Raw genomic sequence first — 16,629 nt, 5'->3', positions numbered from 1 at the left:
GAGTTTGTCACCTGCCGGACAAACTCGGATCACTAACCGCGGCAAAGGTTTTCGGAAGCCGATTTGTGAACTCCGGCGGTATCTTCGCGGACCTCCCCGCGGTTAGCGTGCTCAACCGGCCCCCGGGAGGAGAACACCGATGACGGCGCTCGTTTCCTGGTGCTTCCGCCGGGCCGGCGTCGTGATCGTGCTCTGGCTGGTGGCGCTGGGCGGGCTCGGTTGCGCCGCGCTGCACACCGGCGCGACCTTCCGCGACACGGTGGACCTGCCCGCCGCGGACAGCACGGCGGCGGCGAACCTGCTGCGCACCGCCGGTGGCGGTGGCGCCGGGGAACGCGTCGTCGTGCGCTCGCCCGACGGGCCGGTCGACAGCGGCGCGGGCCGCGCCCGGCTCGACGCGCTCGCCGCCCGGCTGGCGGCGTTGCCGCACGTGGTGTCCGTCGGCCCGCCGCCCGGCGAAGTGTCCGCCGACCGGCGGACGGCGGTGCTCACCGTCCGCTTCGACGCGCCGGCCGCCGACCTGGGGCAGGAGACGGCCGACGCGCTGGCCGCCGTCGTCCGCGACGCCGGTGGACTGACCGCCGGGGCGTCCGGGGAACTCGCCGCGATGACGGCCGCCGCACCCGACCTCGGCAACGCCGGGATCGGCCTGCTCGCCGCGGCCGTGGTGCTGCTGGTGGCCTTCGGCTCGGTGACCTGCGTCCTGCTGCCGGTCCTCACCGCGGCGGTTTCGGTGGGCTGCGCACTGGCCGCCGTGACGCTGTTGTCGCACGTCATGACCGTGCCGAAGATCAGCACCGAGATCGCCGCGCTGCTCGGGCTCGGCGTCGGCGTCGACTACGCGCTGTTCGTGCTCACCCGCTACCGGCAGGGCCGCCGGGACGGCGCCGAACCGGCGGCGGCGCTGGCCGTCGCGGCCGCGACCTCCGGCCGCAGCGTGGTCTTCGCCGGCCTCACCGTGTGCGTCTCGCTGGCCGGCATGTTCACCGTCGGCATGCCGTTCCTGGACGGGATCGCGGTGGCCGCCGCGGTCTCGGTGCTGCTGACCGCGTTCGCCGCGCTGACCCTGCTCCCCGCGCTGCTGCGGCCCGTCGCCCACCGGATGAGCCTGCGCCCAGCGGGCGGCGCCGCCCGCTGGGCCCGGCTCGCGCGGTCGGTGACCGCGCGCCCCGGCCCGTACACCCTCGCCGCCCTGCTGGCCGTGGCCGTGCTGGCGCTCCCGATGACCGGCCTGCGGCTCGGCGTGCCGGACGCCGCGCTCGACCCGCCCGGCAGTGTCACGCGGACCGCGGCCGAACTGCTGGAAGAGGGCTTCGGACCGGGCGCGGACGCGCCGTTGCTGGTGGTCGGGACCGGCGGCGGCGACTCGGTGGGCGAGCTGCGGGAAGCGCTGCTGGCGAGCGCCGACGTCGGGCCGCCCACCGCGCTGCCCGGGGGAGGGTGGCTGCTCACGGTGCTCCCGCGGACGGGCCCCGGCGATCCGGCCACCGGCGAGCTGCTCGCCTCGACGCGGGTGATGGCCAGGGTCATCGGCAGCCCTGACGCGCACGTCGGCGGGGTCGTCGCGGCCCGTGCCGACTTCTCCGCGGCGATCGCCGACCGCCTGCCCCTGTTCTTCGCCTCCGTCGTCGGGATCTCGGTCCTGCTGCTGGCCTGGGTGTTCCGCAGCGTGCTGATCCCGCTCACCGCGGCGGTGATGAACCTGCTGACTGCGGCCGCGACGACCGGCGCGGTGGTGTTCGCCTTCGGCGGCCCGATCGAGCCGTACCTGCCGGTGTTCCTGTTCGCCGGGCTGTTCGGGCTGTCGATGGACTACGAGGTCTTCCTCATCGCCCGCATCCAGGAGGCGTGGCGCCGGCACGGCGACACGCGGGCGGCCGTCGTCGACGGTGTCGCGGCGACCGGCCGGACCATCACCGCGGCCGCGCTGATCATGGCGCTGGTGTTCGTGTCGTTCGCCTTCGTGGACGCCCGGGTGGTGCGGGAGGCGGGCGTCGGGCTGACCGTCGCCGTGCTGCTGGACGCGGTCGTCGTCCGGTGCGTGCTCGTGCCCGCGGTGATGGCCCGGCTGGGCGCGGCGAACTGGTGGTTCCCGCGCCGGAAGGCCGTGGCCGCCGCCGAGCTGGCAGGGAGCCCGCGATGACCCGCCGGACCCTGGCCGTGCTCGCGCTCGGCGCGTTCGTCACGACGCTGGACAACACGATCGTCGCGGCGGGCGCGCCGTCCATCGCCCGTGACCTCGCCCTGGACGTCGGGGCCCTGTCGTGGATCGCGCTCGGGTACATGCTCCCGTTCGCCGGGCTGCTGCCGGTGGCGGGCGCGCTGATCGATCGCTGGGGGCGCCGCCCGGCCCTGACCGGCGCTCTTCTCGCGTTCGGCGCCGGCGCGGCGGCGGGCGGGCTGGCGGGCGCGGCGTGGCTGCTGGTCGCCGCCCGGGTGCTGCAGGGCGTGGCGGCCGCGTTCCTGGTGCCGGGACTGCTGAGCCTGCTGCGGACCAACCTCGACGCGCGCGGCCGGACGCTCGGCGCGGCGGTGTGGACGGCCTGCCTGGCGGCCGCGCTGGCGCTGGGCCCGGCACTCGGCGGGGTCCTGAGCGAATACTGCGGCTGGGCCTGGATCTTCTTCGTCAACCTGCCGTTCGTGGCCGCGATGCTGGTCCTGCTGCCGGGAACCGTGCCGCCCGGCCGCGACCACGGGACCCGCGCGCCACCGGCGTCGGCGATGGTCCTGGCGACGGCGAGCCTGGTGCTGCTCACCACCGCGCTGGCCGAACCCCGGTTCCGGATCCCGCTGCTCGCCGCCGGGACCGTGTCCGGCGTCGCGTTCCTGGTCCGGGAACGGCGGGCGCGGGAGCGGCTCGTCCCGGCGGTGCTCACCGCGAACCGGGTGTTCCTCGGCTCGCTCGGGCTGCAGCTGCTGTGGGGACTGGGGATCTCGGGGATCTTCTTCTTCACGCCGTTGCTGCACCAGGAGTTCCTGGGGCTCGGCCCGGCCGGTGCCGGGCTGCCGCTGGTGCTGGTCGCGGTGGCGGTCGTGGCCGCGACCCCGCTGGTGCCGTCCGCCGTCGCCCGGCACGGTCCACTTCGGACGGTGGCGGCGGGGCTGGCCGTGGTGGGCGCCGGGCTGCTCGCCCTCGCCGCGGTGAACCACGTCCCCGCGCTGTGGCCGCGCGTGGCCGGCATGGTCCTGATCGGCGCGGGCTCGGCCTTCACCGTCCCGATGACGTCGCACGCGCTGGACGTGGTGGCCGAGCGGTACGCCGGCACGGCGTCGGGCCTGCTCACCGCGGCCCGGGAACTGTCGAGCGCGCTCGGCGTCGCCCTGATCGGCGCGGTGCTGACGGCGGTGCGCGCGGCCCGGCTGGACGCGGGCGCCCCCGCCGGGGCGGCGCTGGCCGGCGGGTACACCGCGGGCCTGCTCGCCGCGGCCGGGCTGACGTTCGCCGGCGCGCTGCTGGCCGTTCGCCTCTCGGCGGCCCGGCCCGCCGAGACCTCGTCGCCGCGTGACAAACGTGCGGTCCCCTAACCCGTTTCCCCATGAGTATCCGGGATTGATTCGTTGACAACCGCACCGGCGCGGCTATTCACTGCGCCGGTAAACGCTCTCTGCGAGGATGCATGGAAACCATTTCCCAGCCGGTTCCCGTCACCGGTGGCACCGTCGACGGCGGCGAGTCCTTCGCGACCCTGCTCGGTCACTGGGCGCGCCTCCTCGGCGACCGCATCGCCGTGACCCACCTCGACCACCGCGACGGCGCGGACGGCCGGGCGGTCACGCTCACCTGGCGCGAGCTCGACGAACGGGTCGACGCGGTCGCGGCCCGGCTGTCCGAAGTGGCCGGTCCGGGCGAGCGGGCGGCGGTGCTGGCGGGGCAGTCCACCGGCTACGTCGTCGCGTTCCTCGCCGCGCTGCGGGCGGGGCTGGTCGCCGTGCCGTTGTTCGCGCCGGGCCTGCCCGGGCACGCGGGACGGCTGGCCGCGGCGCTCGCCGACTGCGGCCCGCGCGTGGTGCTGACCACGGCCGGGGAACACGAGGCGGTCACCCGGTTCCTCGCCGGTGCCGCGATCGGCCCGGTGGTGGTCGACGTCGACGCCGTGCCGCCGATCGCGGCCGGGACGCCCGGCTGGCCGGTGCCCGATCCCGGCGCCCCGGCCTACCTGCAGTACACGTCCGGCTCGACGCGTTCGCCCGCCGGGGTGGTGCTGACCCACCGCAACGTGCTGGCCAACGCCCGCCAGGCGTGCGCCGCCTACGGCGCCGAAAGCGTGACCACGTCGGCGATCAGCTGGCTGCCGCTGTTCCACGACATGGGGCTGATCCTCGGCATCGGCGCGCCGATGGCCGGCGGGCTGGAGTCGGTCCTGATGGACCCGCTGGCCTTCCTCGAACGGCCCGTGCGCTGGCTGCGCGCGCTCTCGGCCAGTCCCGGCGCGATCAGCGCGGCCCCCAACTTCGCCTACGCCTACTGCGCTTCCCGCGTCACCGAGGCCGACAAGACCTACCTCGAGCTGAGCCGGGTCGTCTCGCTGATCAACGGCAGCGAACCGGTGCTGCCGGCCACGATCGCGAAGTTCCACGCGGCCTTCGCCGAATGCGGGCTCCGGCCGGAGGTGCACCGGTCCTCCTACGGCCTGGCCGAGGCCACCGTGCTGGTCTCGGTGACGGACGCCGGGAAACCACCCCGGCAGGTCACGTTCGACCGGGCCCGGCTCGCCGCCGGCTACGCGGTGCCTGCCGCCGCGGGCGAGGCCGCCACGACGCTCGTCTCGTGCGGCCGCCCGGTCGGCCAGCGCGTGCGGATCGCCGACCAGGTGACCGGGAAGCCCGCCGAACCGGGCGAGGTCGGCGAAATCCTGGTCAGCGGCCCGAACGTCGGCCGCGGTTACTGGGGGCGGGCCGAAGCGTCGGCGGCCACCTTCGGCCTGCCCCCGCTCGACCCGGACACCGGCGAAGGCTGGCTGGCGACCGGCGACCTCGGCGTGGTGTTCGACGGCGAGCTGTTCGTGACGGGCCGGCTGAAGGACCTGGTCGTCGTCGACGGCCGCAACCACTACCCGCAGGACATCGAGCAGACCGTCGAGGAGCACCCGGCCGTCCGGCTGCATTCGGCCGCGGCCTTCGCGATCGACGGCGACGGCGGGGAAGCCGCGGTCGTCGTCCTCGAACGCGCGAAGGACACCGAGGCCGACATCGCCGCGGCGACCGCGGCCCTGCGGGCGGCGGTGTCGGCCGGGCACGGGCTGCGCCTGCACGACGTCGTCTTCCTGCCACCGGGCGAGGTGCCCCGCACCTCCAGCGGCAAGATCAGCCGGGCCCGGTGCCGGATGTCCTATTCGGACGGCACGCTCACCGCGCGGCGGCTCGGATGAGCGCGCCGGACGCCGCCGCGATCCGCGCCTGGCTGGCCGCGCGGCTCGGCGACGTGGACCCCGACCGGCCACTGCACGAGACCGGGTTGTCCTCACGGGACGCGACGAGCCTGGCGGCCGACCTCGGCGGCTTCGTCGGCCGGCCGCTGGCCCCGACCCTGGTGTGGCAGTACCCGACGATCACCGCGCTGGCCGCGCATTTGTCCACTGTGGACGCCGTGCCGGTGGCCGTGCCGTTGCGCGAGGAGAGCGAGCCGGTCGCCGTCATCGGCCTCGGCTGCCGGCTGCCGGGCGGGATCGAGTCCCCGGAGGCCTTCTGGCGCTTCCTCGACGCGGGCGGCGACGGCATCGGCGACGTCCCCGAAGGCCGGTGGGAAACGTTCGCCCCGGCCGAAGACCTCGCCGGCGTGCCCTCGCGCGGCGGGTTCCTCGACGACGTCGCCGGGTTCGATGCGGAGTTCTTCGGCATCACCCCCCGCGAGGCCGAGGCGATGGACCCGCAGCAGCGGATCCTCCTGGAGGTCGCGTGGGCGGCGCTGGAGCACGCCGGGATTCCGCCGTCCACGCTGCGCGGCAGCCGGACCGGGGTGTTCGTCGGGCTGTCGGCCACCGAGTACGGCTCGCTGACGATGACCGACGTCGCGGGCGTCGACGTCTGGTCCGGGACCGGCGCGGCGGCGAGCATCGCGGCGAACCGGCTGTCGTACCTGCTGGACCTGCGCGGGCCCAGCCTCACCCTCGACACCGCGTGCTCGTCTTCGCTGGTCGCGGTGCACCAGGCGGTGCAGAGCCTGCGCCGCGGCGAGAGCGAGACCGCGCTCGCCGCCGGGGTGAACGTGCTGCTCGCGCCCGGCATCACCGCCGGCTTCCACCGGGCGGGCGTGCTGGCCGCGGACGGCCACTGCAAGCCGTTCGACGCGGGCGCCGACGGGATCGCCCGCGGCGAGGGCTGCGGCGTGGTCGTGCTGAAGACGCTGCGGGCGGCGCGGCGGGCGGGTGACCGGGTGCTGGCGGTGATCCGCGGCAGCGCGGTGAACTCCGACGGCCGGTCCAACGGCCTGACGGCGCCCAACCCGGAAGCCCAGGCGGCGCTGCTGCGCGACGCGTACGCCACGGCCGGCGTCGACCCGTCCGGGGTGGACTACGTCGAGGCACACGGCACCGGGACACCGCTGGGCGATCCGCTGGAGGCCGGCGCGCTGGCCGCGGTCCTCGGCGCGGGCCGCGCCCCGGAGCGGCCGCTGCTGCTCGGTTCGGTGAAGAGCAACCTGGGCCACCTCGAAGGCGCGGCCGGGATCACCGGGCTGGTGAAGGTGGTGCTGGCGATGACGCACCGGCGAGTGCCGCCGAGCCTGCACTTCCGCGAGCCGAACCCGCACATCGACTTCACCGGGTTGCGGGTGGTCGAGTCGGGACGGGACTGGCCGCGCTATTCCGGAACGGCGCGGGCGGGCGTGTCGGCGTTCGGGTTCGGCGGGACGAACGCGCACGTCGTGCTGGAGGAGTGGCCCGCGGCGTCGTTCCCGCCCCGTCCGGGCGACGGCGGCCCGCAGGTGTTCGCACTTTCGGCCCGGTCGGCGGAGGTGCTGCGGGCGAGGGCGGCCGAGCTGGCGGACTGGCTGGCGGAGAGCGAGCTGCCGCTCGACGCGGTCGCGGCGACGCTGGCCCACCGGCGTGAGCACCTGCCGGTGCGCGGTGCGGTGGTCGCCGAGGACCGGGCCGAAGTGGTCGAGGCACTGCGAGCCCTGGCCGAGGACCGCGAGCGCCCCAATGTGGCCTTCGGTGCGTTGGGCGCACCGAAGGCCACATTGGGTGCGTTGGACGCACCGAAGGCCACATTGGGTGCGTTGGATGCACCGAAGGCCACATTGGGGCGCTGGGGGAGCGGGGCTGGTGCGGGGGACGGTGTCGTCTTCGTGTTCTCCGGTTATGGCTCGCAGTGGTCCGGGATGGGGCGTCTGCTGCTCCGCTCCGAGCCCGCCTTCCGGGCCGAAATCGAGGCCCTCGATCCCGTCTTCCGCGCCGAAGCCGGGTTCTCCCTGCGCGAAGCGCTCGAGCACGACCTGCCCGACCTTGCCGCGACCCAGCTCGCCCTGTTCGGGATGCAGCTCGCCTTGGCCGCGCTCTGGCGGGCGCACGGTGTCCGTCCCGCCGCCGTGCTGGGGCACTCGATGGGGGAGGTCGCCGCCGCCGTCGTGGCCGGGGCGCTCGATGTCGCCGGTGGGCTGCGGGTCATGGCCGCCCGGGCGCGGCTGCTCGCCGAGCTCGACCGGCGCGGGGGCGGGGCGATGGCCCTCGTCGAGCTCTCGCCGGCCGAACTCGCGGAATTCCCCGACGTCACCATCGCGGTGTACGCGTCGGCGACCCAGTGCACCATCAGCGGGGCCGCGGACCACGTCGAGGCCGTGGTCGCGCACGCCGAAGGCCTCGGCAGGCTCGCCCGGCGGCTGCCGGTCGGGGGTGCCGGGCACTCCGCCGCCGTCGAGCCGGTGCTCGGCCCGTTCCGCGCCGCGGTGGCGGGGCTGGTCCCGGGCACGCCCGAAATCCGGTGCTACAGCAGTGTTCTCGACGATCCGCGCGACCAGCCCGCGTTCGACGTCGGCTACTGGGCGGCCAACCTGCGCCGTCCCGTGCGGTTCAGCCAGGCGCTGGCCGCGGCGGCCGCCGACGGGCACACCGTCTTCGTCGAAATCTCCCCGCACCCGGTGGCGCTGGCCGCGATCGAGCAGTCCGGCGTGCTCGGCCTGCCCTCGGCGAGCCGCCGGGTCGACGAGCGGACGGCGTTCCTGACCAGCCTCGCCCGGCTGCACGTGCTCGGCGGTGACAACCGGAGCTCCGCTCCGAGCCGGGGGCTCCGCCACCCGGACCCCCGAAAGATCCGCCTGCCCGGCGTGCTGGCCGGCCGTCCGCAGACGCCGCCGGTCGAGCTGCCCGGCCCGGTCTGGCGGCACGAACGCTTCTGGCCGCGCCGGACCGTCCGCGGCGGCGGGGCACATCCCCTGCTCGGCGTGCACATCGAAGACCCCGGCGGCGGGCACCTGTGGCGCGGTGACGTCGGCACCGCCGCGCTGCCGTGGCTGGCCGGCCACACCGTCCGGGACACCCCGGTGTTCCCGGCCACCGGCTTCCTGGAACTCGCGCTCGCCGCGGCCGGGCCCGGCGGCCGCGTCCACGACCTCGAACTGCAGGAGGTCCTCCCGCTCGGTGACCACACCGAGGTGACCACCACCCTCCGCGGGGCCGAACTGAGTGTCCACACGAGAGCCGGGCGGTGGGTCCGGCACGCCACCGCGCGGATCGGCACCGGCGGCACGCCGTCGGCACCGTTCGGGGAAACCGCCGGGGAGCCGGTCGACGTCTACCGGGCGCTGGCCGAGCTGGGGCAGTCCTACGGCCCGGCCTTCCGCGGCCTGCGCCGGGTGACCGCCGCACCCGGGCGCGCGTCGGCGTCGATCGCGCAGCCGGAAGCCGACCACCCCGCCTACGTGCTGCACCCCGCGCTCGCCGACGCCTGCCTGCACGCACTGGCCGCGGCGGTCGGCGAGGCGGACGCCCTCTACCTGCCGCTCAGCGTGGGTGAAGTGGTGGTCGGCGGCGACCCGCGCCGCGGTGTGCGGGTGGACGCCGTCCTCGGCCCGGCCGAGGAGTCCGGTGACGGCGTGCTCGGCAGTGTCCAGCTGGTCGACGCCGACGACGTCGTCCTGGTCGAGTTCCGCGACGTCTACTGCCGCCGCTACCGCGACGCGGCACTGACGCGGCTGCTGTTCGAGGCGGCCTGGCAGCCGGCGCCGCTGCCCGCCGCGCCGGAATTGTCGGTGCCGGCCGGTAACGTGGAAAACGGGGGGCGCCCCCGCGGGCCGGAACGGGCGCACCGCTGGATCGTGCTGTCCGACGACGCCGGCCGGGAGTTCGACGGCGAAGACGTCCGGACCGCCCGCCTCGGCGACCGGGCCGAGCTGGCCAAGCTGCTGCGCGACGGGGAACCGACCGCGGTCCTCGCCCTGCTGGGCGACGCCGCCGAGCCCGACCCGGCGCGTGGGGCGCGGCTGGTCGAGACGCTGGCCGGCGTCGTCGCCGAACTGGCCGAACTGCCCGTGGCGCCGCGGCTGTGGCTGGTGACCGCCGGGGCGCACGCCGTCGAGCCCGGCGAGCGGGGCGATCCCGGGACGGCCGCCCTGCGCGGGCTCGTGCGCGTCTTGGCGTTCGAGCACCCCGAGCTGCGGGTGAGCCAGGTCGACGGCGGCGCGGACCGGCTGCGGGACGAGGTCCGCGCCGACGGGCCGGACGACGAAATCGCCTGGCGCGGCGGCGTGCGGTACGCGCGGCGCCTGATCCGGCCCACCCTCGGCGACCCGGAGCGGCGGCCGGTCCGCGATGGCGCGTACGTCATCACCGGCGGCCTGGGCGGCCTCGGCCTGGCGGCGGCGAAGTGGCTGGCCGGGCGAGGGGCGACGCGGCTGGTGCTGAACGGCAGGCACGCCGCCGATCCCGGCCTCGGCGAGCTGGGCGTCGACGTCCGCGTGGTGCCCGGCGACATCGCCGACCCGGGCACGGCCGAGACCCTGGTCGCGGTGGCCGTCGAGGGTGGTGTGCCGCTTCGCGGGGTGCTGCACGCCGCCGGCGTCCTGGCCGACGGCGCCGCGATCAGCCTCGACGGCGACGCGCTCGAAGCGGCTTGGCGGCCGAAGGCGCTGGGAGCCTGGCGGCTGCACGAAGCGACGGCGGGGCACGACCTCGACTGGTGGCTGGTGTACTCGTCGGCGGCGGCCCTGTTCGGCTCGCCGGGCCAGACCGCGTACGCGACGGCGAACGCGTGGGCCGACGCGCTGGTCGCGTGGCGCCGGGCGCAAGGGTTCCCGGCGGCGACGATCGGCTGGGGCGCGTGGGGCGAGGTGGGCGCGGCGGCCGGCTCGGTCAACCCGGTGCTCGCCCCGCTCGGCACCGAGGAAGCGTTGTCGGCGCTGGAGGCCGTGCTGGCACGCGACCGCGCGGCGACCGGAGTGGCCCGGGTGGACGCGGGGACCGTGCTGGAGCTGTTCCCCCGGCTGGGGGAGCGGCCGTTCTTCACGCTCTTCTCGCCGCGGGCCACATCGTCCACTTGGGACGGTTTGGACGCACTGCGTCCGGCAACACCGGAAGCGGCCCGCGCGGCGATCGCGGATCACCTGGCGGGCCTGGTCGCGGACCTGCTGGGGCTGGCGGAGGTCGACCGGACGGTGCCGCTCACCCGGCTGGGGCTGGATTCACTGTCGGCGATGCGGGCACGTGGCGCGGTGGAACGGGACTTCGGGCTGCCGTTGCCGATCCCGCTGCTGCTGCGGGGCGCCAGTTTGGCCGAGCTCGCCGGGCACCTGGCGGAGCAGGCGGGGTTCGGGCCCGCCGCGCCGGTGGGGGATGGGGCGCGGGAGGTCGCCGGGGAGAGCGGTGTGGGGCTCGCGGCGCCGGTGGCCGGGGCGCGAGAGGTCGCTGCGGAAACCGGTGTGGGGCTTGCGGCGCCGGTGGCTGAGGCGCGGGAGGCCGCCGGGCCGGATGACGCCGTCTCGCGGCAGCAGCCCGAGGCGGCTGATCATGCCCCAGCCGCTCCAGCCGCTCCAGCCGCTCCAGCCGCTCCAGCCGCCCCAACCGCCACGGCCGCCTCCGTGGTCACCGGGCCGCGGGACCCCGCCGAACGCTGGGTTGCCCGGCACTGGCGAGCCGTCCTGGGTGCCGTCGACCCAGGCGTCCACGACTCCTTCTTCACCCTCGGCGGCGATCTCGCGCGGGCACGGCAGCTGCGGGCGGCGTTCGCCGGGCACCTCACCGCCGTCCCGGACACCGACCGGCTGTTCGCCACTCCCACCATCGCCGCCATGGCCGATCTTGTGCGGGCCGAGCTCGAAGGCCACGGTGGGGGCCCCGTGCGGTTGCTGCGGGATGGGGTTGCCGGCGAGCCCGTCTTCCTCTTCCACCCGGCCGGTGGCACCGCGAGCGTCTACCGCGAACTCGCCCGGCTGCTTCCGGAAGGCCTGCCCGTCTACGGGCTCGAACGCCTCGACGACGAAGACACCGTCGAAGGCAAAGCCGCCCGGTACGCCGAGCTGATCCGGGACGTCCAGCCCCACGGTCCCCACCGGCTGGGTGGCTGGTCGTTCGGCGGCTGCCTCGCCTACGAGACCGCACGCCGCCTCGGTGGCGCCGGACTCGTCTTCCTCATCGACACCATCCTGCCGCTGCCCGCCACGGGCCACCCGGCGGACGCACTGCTGGACCGCTTCGACCGGTTCGCCGCCCACATCTCCCGGACCTACGGGGTGCCGTTCGGCATCCCGCGCGACGAACTGGCGAAGCTGGACGAAGACGCCCAGATCGGCTGGGTCATGGCCCGGCTCGCCGAACAGGTGCCGGACATGGGCGACGGCGTCCTCCGGCACCAGTACGAGTCCTATGTGGACGCACGGGTGGCCGAACGGTACACGCCGGAACGCTACGACGGGCGGGTGGTTCTCCTGCGTGCCCGGGACCCGCACCCGCTCACCACCGCGCTGGACCCGCGGTACCTGCGCACGGACGACGCCCTCGGGTGGGACGCGCACTGCGGCGACCTCGAAGTCGTGCGGGTGCCCGGCGACCACGTGTCGATGATCGATCCACCGCACGTGGCGGTGCTGGCCGAACGGCTCGGGGCGGTGGTGCGGTGATGGACGAGCTGACCCCGACCACCGCGTTCCGGATCGCCGATCTCGCCGCCCGCCAGGACGAAGCCGTGCGGATCGCGGAAAAGCGGGCCGTCGACCGGCAGCACGCCAAGGGGAAGCTGACCGCACGGGAGCGGATCGGGCTGCTGCTGGACCCCGGGTCCTTCGTGGAGGCCGACCAGCTCGCGCGGCACCGGTGCGCCGAGTTCGGAATGGACGCGAACCGGCCGTGGGGCGACGGCGTCGTCACCGGTCACGGCACCGTCGACGGGCGGCAGGTCTGCGTGTTTTCCCAGGACTTCAGCGTTTTCGGCGGCAGCCTCGGCGAGGTCTCCGGCGAAAAGGTCCTCAAGCTGATGGACCTGGCCATGACGATCGGCTGCCCGGTCGTCGGGATCAACGACTCCGGCGGCGCCCGGATCCAGGAAGGCGTCGTCTCGCTCGCCTACTACGCCGAGCTCGGCCGCCGCACCGCGCACGCCTCCGGGGTCATCCCGCAGATCTCGATGATCATGGGCCCGTGCGCCGGCGGTGCCGTCTACGCACCGGCGATGACCGACTTCACCGTGATGGTCGACGGCACCTCGCACATGTTCGTCACCGGCCCGGACGTCGTGCACGCCGTCACCGGTGAGCGAGTCAGCGCGCAGGAACTCGGCGGCGCGGCCGTGCAGAGCGAGGTCGCCGGCAACGCGCACCACCGCGCTGCCGACGAACAGGACGCCGTCGACTGGGTGCAGACGCTGCTCGGGTACCTGCCCGCGAACAACCTCGATCCCGGGCCCGCGTACGCCGACGAAACCAGCCCCGGGCTCACCGCCGCCGACCTCGAGCTCGACCGGCTGGTGCCCGATTCGCCGCACCAGACCTACGACATGGCCGAGCTGATCGCCGCGCTGGTCGACGACGGCGAGTTCACCGAAGTGCACGGCGCCTTCGCGCGCAACGTGATCTGCGCCTTCGGGCGGGTGCAGGGCCACACGGTCGGCATCGTCGCCAACCAGCCGCGGCACCAGGCCGGCGTGCTCGACATCGACGCGTCGGAGAAGGCCGCGCGGTTCGTGCGCTTCTGCGACGCGTTCTCGATCCCGCTGCTCACCCTGGCCGACGTCCCCGGCTACCTGCCGGGCACCGGCCAGGAACGCGGCGGGATCATCCGCCGCGGCGCCAAGCTGATCTACGCCTACGCCGAGGCGACCGTGCCGAAGGTGACCGTGGTGGTCCGCAAGGCCTACGGCGGCGGCTACGCGGTGATGGGCTCCAAGCACCTCGGCGCCGACGTCGTGCTGGCCTGGCCCACCGCGGAAATCGCGGTGATGGGCGCCGAAGGCGCGGTGCGGGTGCTCTACCGGCGCGAGCTGGCCGGTCTTCCGGCCGAAGAACAGGAGACGGCGCGCCGTCGGCTCACCGATGAATACCGCAAACGTCACGGCGGCCCGTACCTGGCGGCCGAACGCGGCTACGTGGACCAGGTCGTCACGCCGTCCCAGACCCGTCTCCAGGTGGCGCGGGCGCTGCGGATGCTGCGCACCAAACGGCAGAGCCTGCCGGCTCGCAAACACGGAAACATCCCCCTCTGAGGAGTCCCCTATGAAGCGGATCGCCCTGCTGGCGCTGTCCGTCGTCCTCCTGATCGCCGGTGCCGGCGTGGCGCCCGCCCAGGCGAGCCCGGCCGTGGCCGACGACGGCGCGAAGGTCGTCCGGGAAACCTGGCTGGACTCCCGGACCGTCGACCTGGAAATCAGCTCCCCGGCGCTGGGCACCACCGGGATGGTGCGGCTGCTCGTGCCGTCCGGCTGGGCGGCGCAGCCCACCCGGACCTGGCCCGTGCTGTACCTGCTGCACGGCTGCTGCGAGCCGGTCGACTACCGCTCGTGGGACCAGTTCACCGACGTCAAGGCGTTCACCGCGGCCAAGGACGCCCTGGTCGTGATGCCGACGGACGGCCCGGCCGGGATGTACACGAAGTGGTGGAACTTCGGCCTGAAGAACACCCCCGACTGGGACACGTTCCACACGGCCGAAGTGCGCCAGATCGTCGAACGCGGCTACCGCGGCGGCACCCGCCGCGCGGTCGCCGGGCTGTCGATCGGCGGGTACGGCGCGATGGCGTACGCCTTCAAGCACCCGGGGATGTTCGGCGCGGCCGCGTCCTACAGCGGCGTGCCGAACACCCTGGCCGGGGGTGCCCCGGTGTTCATCAAGGGCATCCTGCTCCGGGCGGGGATCTTCGCCTACCTCGACCTCTGGGGCAGCGACCTGCTGATGCGGCCGATGTGGTCGGCGAACAACCCCCACGACAACATCGGCAAGCTGCGCGGCACGGCGCTCTACATCTCCTGCGGCAACGGGCAACTCGGTCCGCTCGACACGTCCGGGCAGGGCGACCCGTTCGAGCCGGCGGCGTTGCTGTCGTCCACCAGCTTCACCGACCGCCTGCGGACCGCCGGCATCCCGGCGACCGTCGACTTCTACGGGCCCGGCACCCACAGCTGGCCCTACTGGCAGCGGGCCCTGCACCGGTCCTGGCCGGTGCTGGCCGGCGCGCTGGGCCTCCCGGCCTGAGCGCATCCCTTTCCCCCGATGGAGGTTGTGGTGAAGCATGCCCGTTGTCGCGCCGTGCTTTCGGCGCTGCTCACGTGTTGCCTGGTGGCGCTGGGAGCCGTGGCCGCGAGCCCGCCCGCCGGCGCGACGCCGCTGCTGCCGGGACCGTTCGACGACTCGTTCTACACCCCGCCGTCACCGCTGCCGGCCGGGAAACCGGGCGACGTCATCCGCTGGCGGCCGTCGGTTCCGCTGCTGAACGCGCTCAACGCCGACGCCTGGCAGGTCATGTACCTGTCGACCAACGCGCTCGGGAACCGGAACGCGGTGACCGGGACGATCCTCGTGCCGAAGGGCGTGGAACCGGCCAAGGCGATCGTCGGCTACGCCGTCGGCACGCAGGGCCCGGCGTTCAAGTGCACGGCGTCCAAGGCGATGGAACGCGGCACGCTCTACGACCAGCCCGCCATCAACGACTCGCTGTCCAGCGGCTACGCGGTCGCGGTGACCGACTACGAGGGCTATTCGCCGTCGACCGTGCCGACCTACATCACCGGGCAGTCCATGGGGCCGGCCGTGATCGATTCGGTGCGGGCGGCGCAGGACCTCCCGCTCGCCCGGCTCCCGAAGAGCGCCAAGGTGATCTTCCAGGGCTATTCGCAGGGTGGCGGCGGATCGATGTGGGCCGGCGAAAAGCAGCCCGCGTACGCACCCGAACTGCACGTCGTCGGCGTCGTCGCGGGCGGGGTGCCTGCCGACCTGACGGAGGTCGCGAAGGGTCTCGACGGCTACCTCGGCTTCGGGTTCCTGGCCTTCGCCGCGCTCGGGCTGGACGCCGCGTACCCCGAGCTGAGGCTCGATTCCTTCCTCAACGACACCGGCCGGCGGCAGCTGGCCGACGCGAAGAAGAACGCGTGCACCGCGGAACTGCTGCTCAATTACTCCTTCAAGAAGATCGGCGATTTCACGACGTCGAATCCGCTGGGGACACCGCAGTGGCAGGCGCGGCTGGCGCAGAACAAGCTGGGCGCGCACCCGCCGCGGGTGCCCGTGTTCCAGTACCACGCGAGCGTCGACGAGATCGTGAACACCCCGCAGGCGGAAACGCTGCACCGGGCGTACTGCGCGGCCGGTGTGCGGGAGCAGTGGACCACCTACCTGGCCGAACACGCCACCGGGATCCTCGCCGGCCACGCCGACGCGCACCAGTGGATCGTGAAGCGGTTCAACGGGGAACCGGCGCCGTCGAACTGCTGAGGGAAGGCGTGCGGGCCACCTCGGGAAGTCCGAGGTGGCCCGCACCGTTCCGTCAGACCTTGCCCGCCGCGAAGTTGGCCGCGTCGTTGGCGTCGTCGCCGTACCTCAGGTGGGCGAGGATGTTGAAGCCGCCCGCCTGGCAGACCGGGTCCCCGAATTCGCAGTAGTCCTTGGTGCGGCTCTGGTAGGTGCCGGTGACCGAACGGCCGATCGCGCGGATCGGGTTGCCGAACAACAGGATGGCCGCGATCCGGGGCGCCAGGTCGGCCGGGATGGTCGCGACGATCGGGCCGCCGACGACCGCGCCGGCGCTGCTGATGCCGATCGAGTTGTCGACGACGTTGGCGCCCTGGGAGTAGCCGACGAGGATGAACCGCTGCTGCGGGCAGGCCGCGGCCTGCGTCCGCACGTGGTTGACCAGGTCGGTGTTGCCGCGCTGCACCGAGGCGGGCTGGCCGAGGTCGGCCGGGTAGTTGACGCGGTAGCTGCTCACCGACCGCGGGCGCAGCCGGTTCTGCACGGCCCGGAAGACCGGGTCGCCGACGATGATGCCCAGCGTGCCGGGTTCGCCCGTGCCGCGGGCCACCGGGACGTCGATGTCGGTGCACGGGGCGGCCGACGCGGCCGGCGCGGTGGCCACGCTGAGCCCGCCGACGGCGAGGCCGACGGCGAGTGCGGCGTTGAGCAGGCGTTTCTTGGGGACGCGAATCATGGCTGATCACACCTCGTTGTGGGAAAAGGGGTCGGCAAGCGCTTTCCGTGGGGGGCGGAAATACGTGCGTCGC

8 protein-coding genes are annotated in these 16,629 nt (G+C 74.4%); 7 read left to right on the top strand and 1 reads right to left on the bottom strand.

Features of this window, described 5'->3' with window-relative positions; all coding sequences use genetic code 11:
- Window positions 1-139: 139 nt before the first annotated feature.
- The 7 genes from ACLJQE_RS11195 (at window position 140) to ACLJQE_RS11165 (ending at window position 15,844) form a co-directional block, all read left to right on the top strand.
- Window positions 140-2,143 (top strand): MMPL family transporter, encoded by a 2,004-nt coding sequence (locus tag ACLJQE_RS11195; protein ID WP_410639078.1) that lies wholly within the window; start codon window positions 140-142, stop codon window positions 2,141-2,143.
- On the top strand, window positions 2,140-3,525 hold the full coding sequence (locus tag ACLJQE_RS11190; protein WP_410639077.1) for an MFS transporter: 1,386 nt from the start codon (window positions 2,140-2,142) through the stop codon (window positions 3,523-3,525). Before ACLJQE_RS11195 ends, ACLJQE_RS11190 begins: the two co-directional genes overlap by 4 nt.
- Window positions 3,526-3,617: 92 nt before the next feature.
- Window positions 3,618-5,369: a fatty acyl-AMP ligase gene (locus tag ACLJQE_RS11185; protein WP_410639076.1), complete on the top strand. Its 1,752-nt coding sequence runs from the start codon at window positions 3,618-3,620 to the stop codon at window positions 5,367-5,369.
- Window positions 5,366-12,046: a beta-ketoacyl synthase N-terminal-like domain-containing protein gene (locus tag ACLJQE_RS11180; protein WP_410639075.1), complete on the top strand. Its 6,681-nt coding sequence runs from the start codon at window positions 5,366-5,368 to the stop codon at window positions 12,044-12,046. Before ACLJQE_RS11185 ends, ACLJQE_RS11180 begins: the two co-directional genes overlap by 4 nt.
- Window positions 12,046-13,623 carry an acyl-CoA carboxylase subunit beta gene (locus ACLJQE_RS11175; RefSeq protein WP_410639074.1) on the top strand — a complete coding sequence of 526 codons (1,578 nt, stop codon included), beginning with the start codon at window positions 12,046-12,048 and terminating at the stop codon, window positions 13,621-13,623. The genes ACLJQE_RS11180 and ACLJQE_RS11175 overlap by 1 nt, the downstream gene beginning before the upstream one ends.
- A 10-nt stretch (window positions 13,624-13,633) precedes the next feature.
- A complete protein-coding gene (locus ACLJQE_RS11170) occupies window positions 13,634-14,608 on the top strand; it encodes an alpha/beta hydrolase (RefSeq protein WP_410639073.1) in 975 nt (324 codons plus the stop codon).
- Window positions 14,609-14,638: 30 nt separating this feature from the next.
- On the top strand, window positions 14,639-15,844 hold the full coding sequence (locus ACLJQE_RS11165) for a lipase family protein (RefSeq protein ID WP_410639072.1): 1,206 nt from the start codon (window positions 14,639-14,641) through the stop codon (window positions 15,842-15,844).
- A gap of 52 nt (window positions 15,845-15,896) precedes the next feature.
- Here ACLJQE_RS11165 and ACLJQE_RS11160 read toward each other — a convergent pair whose 3' ends face one another.
- On the bottom strand, window positions 15,897-16,556 hold the full coding sequence (locus ACLJQE_RS11160) for a cutinase family protein (RefSeq protein ID WP_410639071.1): 660 nt from the start codon (window positions 16,554-16,556) through the stop codon (window positions 15,897-15,899).
- Window positions 16,557-16,629: the final 73 nt, after the last annotated feature.

Source organism: Amycolatopsis sp. lyj-346 (assembly GCF_046548975.1).
In the GTDB taxonomy this organism is placed as follows: domain Bacteria; phylum Actinomycetota; class Actinomycetes; order Mycobacteriales; family Pseudonocardiaceae; genus Amycolatopsis.
The sequence above is the reverse complement of the archived record's forward strand: the minus strand, read 5'-3'. Positions and strand labels throughout refer to the sequence as shown.

Excerpts from the sequence above, each read along its gene's own strand:
- ACLJQE_RS11175 (WP_410639074.1), top strand. The coding sequence starts at position 12,046 with ATGGACGAGCTGACCCCGACCACCGCGTTCCGGATCGCCGATCTCGCC.
- ACLJQE_RS11170 (WP_410639073.1), top strand. The coding sequence starts at position 13,634 with ATGAAGCGGATCGCCCTGCTGGCGCTGTCCGTCGTCCTCCTGATCGCC.
- ACLJQE_RS11190 (WP_410639077.1), top strand. The coding sequence starts at position 2,140 with ATGACCCGCCGGACCCTGGCCGTGCTCGCGCTCGGCGCGTTCGTCACG.
- ACLJQE_RS11160 (WP_410639071.1), bottom strand. The coding sequence starts at position 16,556 with ATGATTCGCGTCCCCAAGAAACGCCTGCTCAACGCCGCACTCGCCGTC.
- ACLJQE_RS11180 (WP_410639075.1), top strand. The coding sequence starts at position 5,366 with ATGAGCGCGCCGGACGCCGCCGCGATCCGCGCCTGGCTGGCCGCGCGG.
- ACLJQE_RS11185 (WP_410639076.1), top strand. The coding sequence starts at position 3,618 with ATGGAAACCATTTCCCAGCCGGTTCCCGTCACCGGTGGCACCGTCGAC.
- ACLJQE_RS11195 (WP_410639078.1), top strand. The coding sequence starts at position 140 with ATGACGGCGCTCGTTTCCTGGTGCTTCCGCCGGGCCGGCGTCGTGATC.